12 protein-coding genes are annotated in these 11,039 nt (G+C 71.0%); 7 read left to right on the forward strand and 5 right to left on the reverse strand.

Annotated features, from left to right (window positions below):
• Positions 1-3 precede the first annotated feature (3 nt).
• Positions 4-828, reverse strand: a complete 825-nt coding sequence (locus O3X23_RS24025; RefSeq protein ID WP_269273567.1) for a MerR family transcriptional regulator — start codon at positions 826-828, stop codon at positions 4-6.
• A gap of 98 nt (positions 829-926) precedes the next feature.
• Here O3X23_RS24025 and O3X23_RS24030 point away from each other — a divergent pair, with 98 nt between their 5' ends.
• The 5 genes from O3X23_RS24030 to O3X23_RS24050 all read left to right on the forward strand — a co-directional run bounded on the left by O3X23_RS24030 (position 927) and on the right by O3X23_RS24050 (position 6,666).
• Entirely contained in the window at positions 927-2,360 is a 1,434-nt protein-coding gene (locus O3X23_RS24030) for a serine hydrolase domain-containing protein (RefSeq protein WP_269273568.1), read from the forward strand.
• Between the two features lie 110 nt (positions 2,361-2,470).
• Entirely contained in the window at positions 2,471-3,220 is a 750-nt protein-coding gene (locus O3X23_RS24035) for a DUF4097 family beta strand repeat-containing protein (RefSeq protein WP_269273569.1), read from the forward strand.
• 217 nt (positions 3,221-3,437) lie between these two features.
• Complete coding sequence (locus tag O3X23_RS24040) at positions 3,438-4,082, forward strand: HAD family hydrolase (protein WP_269273570.1); 645 nt, start codon at positions 3,438-3,440, stop codon at positions 4,080-4,082.
• Positions 4,083-4,406: 324 nt separating this feature from the next.
• A complete protein-coding gene (locus O3X23_RS24045; RefSeq protein WP_269273571.1) occupies positions 4,407-5,876 on the forward strand; it encodes a globin domain-containing protein in 1,470 nt (489 codons plus the stop codon).
• A gap of 4 nt (positions 5,877-5,880) precedes the next feature.
• The gene (locus O3X23_RS24050) at positions 5,881-6,666 is read left to right on the forward strand and encodes a pyridoxamine 5'-phosphate oxidase family protein (protein ID WP_443047948.1); all 786 of its coding nucleotides are present in this window, start codon (positions 5,881-5,883) and stop codon (positions 6,664-6,666) included.
• Between the two features lie 87 nt (positions 6,667-6,753).
• Here the strand turns inward: O3X23_RS24050 and O3X23_RS24055 are convergent, their stop codons facing one another.
• The 4 genes from O3X23_RS24055 to O3X23_RS24070 form a co-directional block, all read right to left on the reverse strand.
• Positions 6,754-7,266, reverse strand: a complete 513-nt coding sequence (locus O3X23_RS24055; RefSeq protein ID WP_269273572.1) for an NUDIX domain-containing protein — start codon at positions 7,264-7,266, stop codon at positions 6,754-6,756.
• Between the two features lie 179 nt (positions 7,267-7,445).
• A complete protein-coding gene (locus O3X23_RS24060) occupies positions 7,446-8,345 on the reverse strand; it encodes a LysR family transcriptional regulator (protein WP_269273636.1) in 900 nt (299 codons plus the stop codon).
• A gap of 211 nt (positions 8,346-8,556) precedes the next feature.
• Positions 8,557-9,714, reverse strand: coding sequence for a cystathionine gamma-lyase (locus O3X23_RS24065; RefSeq protein ID WP_269273573.1), 1,158 nt, complete (start codon positions 9,712-9,714; stop codon positions 8,557-8,559).
• A 128-nt stretch (positions 9,715-9,842) separates the two neighbouring features.
• Complete coding sequence (locus tag O3X23_RS24070) at positions 9,843-10,220, reverse strand: phage holin family protein (protein ID WP_269273574.1); 378 nt, start codon at positions 10,218-10,220, stop codon at positions 9,843-9,845.
• Between the two features lie 58 nt (positions 10,221-10,278).
• On the opposite strand from O3X23_RS24070, the gene O3X23_RS24075 reads away from it, so the two are divergent.
• The gene (locus O3X23_RS24075) at positions 10,279-10,596 is read left to right on the forward strand and encodes a cupin domain-containing protein (protein WP_269273575.1); all 318 of its coding nucleotides are present in this window, start codon (positions 10,279-10,281) and stop codon (positions 10,594-10,596) included.
• A 154-nt stretch (positions 10,597-10,750) separates the two neighbouring features.
• Positions 10,751-10,969 carry a DUF5326 family protein gene (locus O3X23_RS24080; protein WP_269273576.1) on the forward strand — a complete coding sequence of 73 codons (219 nt, stop codon included), beginning with the start codon at positions 10,751-10,753 and terminating at the stop codon, positions 10,967-10,969.
• The last annotated feature ends 70 nt before the right edge of the window (positions 10,970-11,039 follow it).

Below are 11,039 nucleotides of genomic sequence, written 5' to 3' on the forward strand. Positions count from 1 at the left end.
GGGTCAGTCCTGGGCGATGGGCTCCTGCAGCTCGGTGACCCACTGGGCGTGGTCCTCCGGGCATTCGAGGTAGAGCTCACGGGCGTAACCGGTGGAGCGGGCGCCGGCGGAGTCGATCCACCGGCCCAGGGTCTGGGCCGTCGACACGATGTTCTCCATGGATCCGCGGTGCACGATCGTGGCGGCGCTCCCGATCGCCGGCAGGTCCACGATCGCGAAGTCCCGGCCGGCCGCCGGGTCGGCGGTGACGGTCAGGCCCGCGTGGACGGTGATCGCGCCGTCGCCCTGGGGAGCGTCCTCGTAGTAGGCGACCCCCGGCCCGGTGACGGCCACGCCCGCGGCCTCCAGCCGGCGGGTCAGCTCGTCGTAGAGCGGAGTGATCACCGGCCCGATGTGCTCCGGGCCGAAACCGGCGGCGGTGCCGGTCAGTTCGGCCACCCGGACCGCTGGAATGCGCTTGACCACGACGTCGTCGGCAGTCATACGTCCCTCACTTTCGATGGTGCGGAGCCTCGCCTCGACATGGGTCAGCCGCGTGGCGGCGGCTGCCATGGCCTCCTCCAGCTCTGCCCGGCGCAGCCGCAGCATGCCGCGCAACTGCTCGGCACTCACCTGCTCGTCCAGGATCGACCGCACCTGTTCGAGGCTGAAGCCGAGGTCCTTGAGGGCGATGACGCGATTGAGCCGTGACAGCTGACCGGCTTCGTAGAAGCGGTAGCCGCTGGCGGGGTCGACGCGGGCGGGCCGCAGCAGCCCGATCGCGTCGTAGTGGTGCAGCATGCGGACCGATACCCGGCCGTGCTTGGCGAAGTCTCCGATGGTGAACATGACGTCTCCCAGTGCAGGTCCTCACACAGTGTGAGAGTCAAGCGCTGCCGCCGGAAACACTTGGAGGGACCGGCACCGTCTCTGCGAGGCTGTCCCACATGTCCGAGACACCTGACCCGTCCGCAGCACCGTCCGCAGCACCGTCGTCCGCGGCACCGGCCGTCGCACCGGCCGCCGAAGAACTGCTTCCCTCCACCCGGCGCGCACTGCTGCACCGGCTCGCCAGAGCACAGTCCGAGGGCCGGACACCGTCGATGGTGGGCGCGGTGGTGCGGGACGGGGCCACGGTCTGGTCGAGCGGCCGGAGCATGATGGAGGGCCACGGCCCCGACGGGAACACCCAGTACCGGATCGGATCGCTGACCAAGACCTTCGTGGCGGTGCTGGTCATGCGGCTGCGGGACGCGGGCCTGCTGGACCTGGCGGACCCCCTTGAGGCGCACCTGCCCGGGGCCGCGCCGGGCGGTGCGACGATCGCCCACCTCCTCGCGCACACCTCGGGGCTGGCGGCGGAGACTCCCGGCCCCTGGTGGGAGCGCACCTCGGGTGAGCTGCGGCCGGAGCTGGCGGACGTGCTGGGCACGGAGCCGCTGAAGCATCCGGCCGGCCGCGTCCACCACTACTCCAACCCGGGGTACGCCGTGCTGGGCGCGCTCGTGGAGAAGCTGCGGGGGGAGCCGTGGGGCGACGTGCTGCGCGCGGAGGTGCTGGAGCCGCTGGGTATGGCACGGACGACGCTGCTGCCGCAGGCACCGCACGCGGGCGGCTGGGCCGTGCACCCGTGGGCCGATCTGATGCAGCCGGAACCGCTGCACGACACCGGGCGGATGGCACCGGCCGGCCAGCTGTGGTCCACGGCGGACGACCTGTGCCGCTGGGCGGTGTTCCTGGCCGGGGGCGACGAGCGGGTGCTGAGCGCCGCGTCCGTCGCCGAGATGCGCACCCCGGCCGCCGCGCCGGCCGGGAAGGACTGGGACCCCGGCTACGGGCTGGGCCTGCAGTTGCTGCGCCGGGACGGCCGGCTGCTGGCGGGGCACACCGGGTCCATGCCGGGCTTCCTGGCGGCGCTCTGGGTGAGCGTCGAGGACGGGGTGGGCGCGCTGGTACTGACCAACGTCACCTCCGGGCCGCAGGTGGCCGCCGCGGCGGCCGACCTGGTGGCGATCGTGGCCGACAACGAGCCGCGCTTCCCCGTGCCGTGGCGCCCGCGGTCTTCGGCGGATCCGGCCCTGCTGGCGCTCACCGGCCCCTGGTACTGGGGCACCACCCCCTTCGTGCTGCGACTGGGCGCGGAGCGCGATGTCGAGCTCACGCCGTTGGACGGGCGGGGGCGCGGCGCCCGGTTCAGAGCGGAGCCCGACGGCACCTGGACCGGCCTCGACGGCTACTACGCGGGCGAGACGCTGCGCGTGGTGAGCGGCGACGACGGCGGGGTGCGCCATCTCGACCTGGGGTCCTTCGTGTTCACCCGGGAGCCCTACGACGCGGCCGCCGGCGTACCGGGGGGTGTGGATCCCGACGGCTGGCGGTAGTGCTAGCACCCGTACCAAGAGACCTGATGTCCGGATGGGACGGAGTGACGGCGGACCTTACGTTGGCTGCGGAGCGTCGGACGAGGGTTCCGGCGATCGGGGAGACTGTGATGACAGCCAAGCGTTCCGCCGTACTGATCGTGTCCGCGCTGGTTCTGGGAGCCGCGCTGACGGGCTGCGACGGAGTGAGCTTCCACGGCTCTCCGGAGCACAAGTCCGTGGACGACGCGAAGGTCGCGGGCCCGGTCAGCGCCGTCGAGGTGGGCAAGGGAAGCGGTGACGTCCGCATCCGGCCGGGCGCGGGCGGCGGCGTCACCATCCACAGGACCGTGCGCTATCACGGGGACGGCAAGCCGACTCCCGGGCAGAAGGTCGAGAACGGCACGCTGACGTTCACCGACGGGTGCGACGACTGCTCGATCGACTACGAGCTGACGGTGCCCGCCGGAGCGAGCGTGAAGGTGAGCACCGGCAGTGGGGACGTGGATGTGCAGGGGGTGGCGTCGGCGAACCTGAAGACGGGTTCGGGCGATATCGATGTCTCGGGGGTCGCGGGGGCGCTGACGACGTGGGCCGGTTCGGGTGATCTGACCGGCACCGGACTCGGCGGAGCCGACGTCAGCGCTACCGCGTCGTCGGGCGAGATCCGGCTGACGTTCGTCAAGGCGCCGCAGAAGGTCGCGATCAAGGCTTCATCGGGCGACGTCACCGTCCACGTGCCCGGCGGCCCGTACGCGACCGATGTCAGCACGGGCTCCGGCGACGAGCACGTTTCGGTGCCGGCGGACCCGTCGGCCACCGCGCGCATCCAGGTGAGGACGGGCTCCGGCGATGTCACGCTCAGCGGCGTGGGGTCCTGACCCTGCCCTCGGGGGAGGCCGGCGCTGTGCCACGGTCGCGCCGTTCCACGGGTGCGCTGTTCCACAGGTGCGATGTTCCACGTGGAACATCGCCTGAGCGGGGGTCCGCACGGAAAGCTGCCGCACAAAAAGGGTGGCCCGATCGGTGGTCCTCGTCGCACGCTGGGAACGCACCCCCGCGCAGGCGGGACCGGCGAAGCAAGAGGGAGACGCCCGCGTGGCACGGCTGCACATTTTCGATATGGACGGCACTTTGATGCACGGCTCCTCGGCAAGCCTGGAGCTGGCCCGGGAGCTGGACCTGGTCGATGAGATCAAGGAGCTGGAACTCGGTTTGATCCGCGGCACGCTGGACCCGCCGGGGTTCGCGGAGCGCGTGTACGCCATGTGGACGACGCTGACGGAGGAGCGGCTGAAGGCCGCCTTCGAGGGCGCGCCGTGGCTGGACGGCATACGTGAGGTCTGGACGGAGATCACCGATCGCGGTGAGCACTGCGCGGTGATCTCCCTGTCGCCGAACTTCTTCGTGGGGCGGCTGCGCGAGTGGGGCGTGCACGAGGCGCGCTCCTCGGTCTTCCCGCCGGTGCCCTTCGCGCCCGAGGCCGTGCTCGATCTGACGGGGATCCTGGTGCCCGAGTCGAAGGTGGGCATCGCCGATGAACTCTGCGCCCAGTACGGGGTGACGCGGGCGGAGTGCGTGGCGTACGGGGATTCGCTGTCCGACGCGGCGTTGTTCGGGGTGGTGCCGACTTCGGTTGCGGTAAATGGTGACCACTATGTGCGGGATCTGGCTACTCATGCCTATACAGGGCGCGACCTGCGTGAGGCTTTTGAGCTGGTGAATCAATTCGACCGCGGATGACCGAATGAGGCCGCATCTGCTACCCACATGACGTTACGCAAACCGAATTCCGTGAATGTGTGGGAAGGGTCACGGAGTTCGGCCAACGTGCCGGGACGAATCAGCCAACTGGACTTGCTGAACAGCAGGTTCCGGGTATGGTCGTCTCCGTTCGAGCGCCTCGGGCCGCCGCCGTAAGCCGATGGATCCTAACCTGAACGCATCCCCGTTTCCTGTGCTTCCGGCTATTTGTCCGATGCGCCGCCCCTGCGTGACACGCTCGCACCCCACCACGCGTGACACACGTCGGGAAATCGACCGGGGAAGTTCGAGGCGAAGCTCACGATGGACGCTGTGACCACCAACTCGGCCGAGACGGATCCGAACCGGGGTTGGTTCACTCCGCCAGAACGGGAATCCGACGCTCTGCAGGATCGGGAATCCGACGCTCTGCAGGACGCGGCGGAGGGCGGTGAAACCGAGATACCCAGCAGGTCTCCGGCCGCCATAAGACCCGTCGGGCGGGCCGCCGCCCGCAAGCAGCGGGCGCGGGAGGAGGCGGACGAACGGGCCCGGCAGCCGGAGGCCGCGTCACCGTCCACTCCGGAACCGACCCCCGCCTTCCTGTCGGACCCCGAGCCCGTAGCGGCGCGGATACCCTCCCCCCAGGCCGCGACCGCGCCCCAGGCCTCGCCGGACGCGCTGCTGATCCGGCGGACCATGGCGGAGGTCGGACCGGTCGCCGACCGGACCACCAGCTACTTCTACGCCCTGCTCTTCGTCCGGCACCCGGAACTGCGCGAGCTCTTCCCCGCGGCCATGGACGCCCAGCGCGACCGGATCCTGAAGGCCCTGCTCACCGCGGCCGACAACATCGACAACACCGAGTACCTGGTCGAGTACCTGTCCAACCTCGGGCGCGGCCACCGCAAGTACGGAACGCGGCCGGAGCACTACCCCGCTGTCGGCGAGGCCCTCATCGGGGCGCTCAGCCGGTACGCCGCGGCGGTCTGGGACCCGCTGACCGAGGCCGCGTGGGTGCGCGCCTACACGGTGATCTCGCAGGTGATGATCGACGCGGCCGCCGCCGACGAACGGGCGGCGCCGCCATGGTGGCAGGCCGAGATCGTCTCGCACGAGCCCCGCACCTCGGACATCGCCGTGGTGACCGTGCGGCCCGACCAGCCGTACCCGTTCCTGGCCGGCCAGTACACGTCGCTCGAAACCCCCTGGTGGCCGAGGGTGTGGCGGCACTACTCCTTCGCCTCGGCGCCCCGCTCGGACGGTCTGCTCTCCTTCCACGTCAAGGCGGTCCCGGCCGGCTGGGTCAGCAACGCGCTGGTGCACCGCGCGCGACCGGGCGACGTCATCCGGCTCGGGCCGCCGGCCGGCTCCATGGTCGTCGACCACACCACGGACAGCGGGCTGCTGTGCGTCGGCGGCGGTACCGGCATCGCGCCGATCAAGGCGCTGGTCGAGGACGTCGTCGAGCACGGCCGCAGGCGCTCGGTCGAGGTCTTCTACGGTGCGCGCCACGACCACGACCTGTACGACCTCGACACGATGCTTCGCATGCAGGAGGAGCACCCGTGGCTCTCGGTGCGGCCGGTGGTCGCCGACACCCCGAGCGGCAGCCTGTCGGGCCCGCTGCCGGACATCGTGCGCCAGTACGGCCCGTGGGAGAAGTACGACGCCTACCTCTCGGGCCCGGCCGGCATGATTCGCAGCAGCATGGACGCGCTCGTCGGCGGCGGTATGCCCTCACACCGGATACGGCACGACGCACTGGAGGAACTGGTGGCGGCGGGTGACTAGCCGGGTGGAGCGACCAGGCAGCGACGGCGAGCACCTGATGCAGACGGAACTGGGCACGGGCGGGCGCGCCGACCGGTTCTACGACGACCAGGTCCGGGACCGGCTCAATCCGAGGATGCGGGAGTTCGTCGCCCGGCAGGAGATGTTCTTCCTGTCCACGGCGGACCGGCGCGGGGAGTGCGACAGCACCTTCCGGGCGGGGCCGCCCGGCTTCGTGCGGATCCTCGACGACCGGACGCTGACGTATCCCGAGTACCGGGGCAACGGCGTCATGGCCTCGCTCGGGAACATCCGCGAGAACCCGCACGTCGGGATCCTGCTGATCGACTTCTCCCAGGACCGGATCGGGCTGCACATCAACGGCCGCGCGCTGCTCGTCCCGGACGAGCGGATGCGCGCCGCACATCCGGACCTGCCGGAGGATCCGGTGCCCGGCCGCCGTCCGCAGATGTGGGTCGAGGTGGAGGTCGAGGAGGCCTACATCCACTGCTCGAAGCACATTCCGCGGCTGGTTCCGGCGCCTCTGCAGAAAGGTTCCGGCACAGGCGGCGGCCGGCCGTGGGGCACCGACGACGTACGCCGCAAGGGCGGCGACCACTTCGGTGCGGCCGCCGAAGGCCGACCGGTGCGACCGGTGACGGCACCCGTCCCCGTCCCGGTGCCGGTCTCCGTGCCGAAGGCGCCCGTGCCCGTGGCGCGGACGGTGTCCGTGCCCCCGGGGCCGGCGGAGCGGCCGCCCGCACGGCGCGGGTGGCGGCTGCGCGGCTGGTTCCTCCGGCCGTCGGCCTGACCGCTGTCGGGAGCCGGGCCGAAGGGTGCCGGCCCGACCGGCGGTGCCGACGGCCGGTCCCACGGCCGGTCCACCGGCCCGTCCCGTTCAGCCCAGGTCGGGGCCGATCAGTCCCAGTACGCCTTCGATGTTCGCGTCGAGGTAGTGCCGCAGTGTCAGCGGCACCACCTCGACCGAGGCCAGCCCGACCCGGCTGAACGGCACGCGCACGACGTCGTACGTCCCGCACGGGTCGTCCACCTCGGGGCCGTGCCGGAGGGCCGGGTCCATCGAGGCGAGCCGGCACGCGAAGAAGTACTGCACCTTCACGCCGTGGGCGCCGTTCTCCGCGATGTGCTCGACGGAGTCGACGAAGGCCGGGACCACGTCGGTGATCTTGGCTCCCAGCTCCTCGTCCACTTCACGGTGCAGTGCGTCGACGACCGAGGGGTCGTCGTCCTCCACGCCGCCGCCCGGAGTGATCCAGTACGGGGCGAGGCCGGGCTTGGTGCGCTTGATGAGGACCATGCAGTCGCCGTCGAACAGGATCGCCCGGGCGGTGCGCTTGACCACCGGGCGGGTGGCCGGGACTTCGGCCGGAGCTTCGTTCTCCTGGGGCATGGTTGAGATCTGCCGCGACACAAGGATCGACAAACGCACCGGGAGCGGTGAATCGGAGCACTTGGTTCCCGTTGACGCGCCACCGGCGCCGGCCGGGGACCGCGTCGAGGCCTGTCGAGGCCCGTCGAGGACCGTCCAGGCCCCTTGGGGCACGCCCCTGGCTGCCGGGGAGGGAAGGGCTACCAGTCGTGCGCGGCGGTCAGCAGCCGCTCGTGTGCCCGGGCGAGATGGGGCAGGGCGAGTGTGCCGGCCCGGGTGGCCAGGAAGTAGGTCCGCAGCGGTGGCACCGGCGGTTCGAGCAGCAGCGTGATCTCCCCGGCGGCGAGTGCGGCGGCGCACAGGTAGCGGGGCAGGACGGCCAGCCCGACTCCGTCGCGCACACAGTCGAGGACGGCGCGCAGGTCGGGGACGACGACCGCGGGATTCCGGGTGGGCCGGGCGTCGAAGACGGCCGACCAGTACTGGGAGAGCAGCCGGCACTCCTCGTCGCAGGTGACGAGGGGCAGGTCGTCGAGGAGCTGCGGGCCGTGATCACGCACCCCGTGCGGGCCGCCGGTCTGCTCCAGCCAGGTGGGCGAGGCGACCAGCGCGTACTCCTCGTCCCACAGGGGTACGGCCGCTATCAGCCGGTCGCGGGGCTGCACGCTGACGACGGCCAGGTCGTGGTGGCCGGCGGCGAGCCCCGCCAGCGCCTCGTCGTCGCCGCTGAGCGAGACCCGCAGGTGGAGTCCGTCGGTGACCAGCGGTGCCAGGGCGGGCAGGATGCGCAGCGCGGTGAATTCGGGCGGGCCGGCCAGGTGCAGGCTGTGGGCGCCGGGGCCGTCCTCGTCGGGGGCCGCCGCGGTGATCCGCAGCAGCGCGTCGAGGTGCGGGGCGACCTTGTGCGCGAGCTCGTCGCCGACGGTGGTGGGGGCGACACCGCGGGGCAGCCGCAGGAAGAGCGGCCGGCCGACCTGCCGCTCCAGCGTGCGTATCTGGCCGGTGACGGCGGGCTGGGACAGGCCCAGGAGCTGGGCGGCCCGGGTGAAGGAGCCGGCCCGGTGCACGGTGACGAAGGTGCGGAGGAGGGCCAGGTCCACCATGGTCTCCTCACAGCCAGAACCTGACGAACCGCCAAGTATAAATTTATCGATAGGTCGTACCAAGTACTGTGATTGGACACTGACGCAGAGTCAACTAGCCTTGTTCGAGCGCATCTTCGCGCGTTGCGCCAGGGCGGTTCGAGCCACGAGGGGGGAGGCTCGAACCGCCCATTCTGCGTAGCGCTTCTTGCATTTATGCGTAGGAGCCCTACTTGGCGGCGTCCAGGGCGCGGGTGACATCGGCGACGATGTCGGCCGCGTCCTCCACGCCCACCGAGAAGCGGATGAAACCGGGCGGAACCGCGTCGCCGCCCCAGCGGGCCCGCCGTTCGGCCGTGCACTGGACGCTTCCGAAACTCGTCGCCTCGACGGTGATCCGGAGCGCGGCGAGGAAGCGCTCCGCGTGCTCCTGGTCGGGCAGCGTGAAGGAGACGACGCTGCCGAATCGGCGCATCTGGGCGGCGGCGAGCCGGTGCGCCGGATCGGTGGACAGGCCGGGGTGCCGCAACTCCGTCACCTCCGGGCGCTCGGTGAGCGCCGTGGCCAGCTCCAGGGCGTTGGCGGCCTGCCGGTCCACGCGCAGCGCGAGGGTGGCCAGGGAGCGGTGCGCGAGCCAGGCCTCCATCGGGCCGGGGATCGCCCCGACGGTCTTGCGCCACAGCAGGGTCTGTTCGGCGAGCTCGGGGTCGCGTGTGGTGACGTAGCCGAGCAGCAGGTCGCCGTGGCCGGTCAGGGCCTTGGTGCCGCTGGCGACCGAGAAGTCGGCGCCCAGGTCGAGCGGGCGCTGGCCGAGCGGGGTGGCCAGGGTGTTGTCGACGGCGACGAGGGCTCCGGCCGCGTGCGCGGCGTCGGCGAGCCGGCGGATGTCGCAGACGTCCAGGCCGGGATTGGACGGAGTCTCCAGCCACAGCAGGCGCGCGCCGTCCAGGGCCCGCAGTTGGGCGTCGCCGCGGGTCGGAGCGAGCCGCACGGTGACCCCGTACGACTCCAGGCGCTTCTGCAGGGTGCGGGTCGTCTGGTAGCAGTCGGAGGGCAGGACGACGGTGTCGCCCGCGCTCAGCTGGGACAGGAGCACGGCGGAGACGGCGGCCATTCCCGAGGCGAAGACGGCGGTCCTGGCGGTCGGGTCGGCGGGGGACTCCAGCTCGGAGATCGCCTGTTCCAGCAGGGTCCAGGTCGGGTTCTGGTCCCGGCCGTAGGTGTACGGGCCGGTCGCCTCACCGGGCAGATGGAAGTGCGAGACGAAGGTGGGGCCGGGCAGGGAGGGCTCGTACGGCTGCGCCGGCGGGCGTCCGGCGTGGACGCTGCGCGTGCTCTCACCCGCGGTGTCGCCGCCCGCGGTGTCGTCGCTGTCGTACTCGGCCATCGTGCCTCCTGGGGGACTGGGGTCGTGCCGCGTTCCGCGTGTGGGCGCGGGTCCAGTCAACCCCGATCCGGGGCGGGGGCCGAATCCTGTGGGTCCGGCCTCCGCCCGCGCGGGCGTAACGGCATCGCTCAGTCCTCGTCCGGCAGGAGCATGTTCAGCGCCCAGGAGACGACGCTGATGATCAGGCCGCCGATCAGCGCCGCCCAGAAGCCCTCGACGTGGAAATCGAGGTTGAGCTTGCCCGCCAGCCACGAGGTGAGCAGCAGCATCAGGGCGTTCACGACCAGCGTGATCAGCCCCAGGGTGAGGATGAACAGCGGGAAGGACAGCAGCTTGACGACCGGCTTGACCAGCCAGTTCACCAGTCCGAAGACCACGGCGACCAGTATGACGGTGAGCACCTTGTGCCAGGTGTCGTCGCCGGTGAGGGTGATGTTCTTGACCAGCCAGATGGCCACACCGAGGGCCCCGGCATTGGCGAGTGTCTTGACGACGAAATTCTTCATGGTGTGATCGTGGCAGAACTGATCGTCCGGGCAAGAGATACGACGAGGGAGAGCTGCGATGAAGGTGTTCCGGCTGGACGACCTGGAGGCGGAGCGGGCCGCCAATAACGGGGCCTATCTCAGCTTTCTGCGCGAACGGAACATGTCGGCGGGCCTGTACGCGCTCCAGGCCGGGGAGCTCGACACCCAGGCTCCGCACCGGCAGGACGAGATCTACCTGGTGGTGAGCGGCCGGGCGGCGATCACCGTGGGCGAGGAGACGACCACGGTGGCCCGGGGCAGCGTCGTCTATGTGCCGGCCGGGGTGGCGCACCGCTTCCACCACGTGACGGAGGACCTGCGGGTCATGGTCGTCTTCTCTCCGCCGGAGGCCTGAGCCCCGGCCGAGGGGCGGCGACTGAGGGTCGGACCCCTGGGTTCCGTAGGGGACCGGTCAGGGAAGGATCGGGTCTCCCACCCCTCCGCCGGCCCCCTCCGCGGCTCTAGAGTCGAAGCACGGGGACAACGAAGGAATCTGGAGGGAAACAGTCATGGAAGAGCTGGTCAAGGGTCTGCCCTGGTGGATCAAGTGGGTCGCGATCCCGGTGATCGCTCTCGTCGTCTTCGGCGGCTTGATCATGAGCCTGATCGGATTCGTCATCGGTCTGCTGTTCAAGGTGCTGGTCTTCGCCGTGCTGGTCGGCGGGTTGATCTTCCTGGTGAAGAAGTTCACCTCGGGATCCTCGTCCTCCTCGCACCGTGACTGGTAACTCCTCGGGGGGCCGGAACCCGTACGAGGCGCCCAGGGGGCGCCAGAGCGGGGGCGGGGCGCGTCACCGC

The sequence above is a fragment of the Streptomyces sp. H39-S7 genome (assembly GCF_027158205.1).
In the GTDB taxonomy this organism is placed as follows: Bacteria; Actinomycetota; Actinomycetes; order Streptomycetales; family Streptomycetaceae; genus Actinacidiphila.